2 protein-coding genes are annotated in these 210 nt (G+C 33.3%); both read left to right on the plus strand.

Annotated features, from left to right (window positions below):
* The coding region (locus GPK60_RS10775; RefSeq protein ID WP_215660012.1) for a transposase at window positions 1-118 on the plus strand (118 nt) is incomplete at its 5' end.
* 18 nt (window positions 119-136) lie between these two features.
* A partial coding sequence (locus tag GPK60_RS10780; RefSeq protein WP_215660014.1) for a helix-turn-helix domain-containing protein occupies window positions 137-210 on the plus strand: 74 nt, incomplete at its 3' end.

The following is a 210-nucleotide window of genomic DNA, read 5'->3' on the forward strand; positions in this document are numbered from 1 at the left end:
ATATTTACGAAAACAATTTTGGAAAGAACATACCTTTTGGACAGATGGATATTTTGCCTGTAGTGTAGGAAATGTATCGGAAGAAATGCTGAAGAGATATATAGGAAATCAAGGTTGAGAAAGAAGGTGACAGTGGATGTTAAAGGCATATAAATACAGAATATACCCTAATAATGAGCAGAAAATACAGATTGCAAAAACATTTGGCTG

The sequence above is a fragment of the Ruminococcus sp. MCC718 genome (assembly GCF_018783905.1).
Taxonomy (GTDB): domain Bacteria; phylum Bacillota; class Clostridia; order Lachnospirales; family Lachnospiraceae; genus Hominisplanchenecus; species Hominisplanchenecus faecis.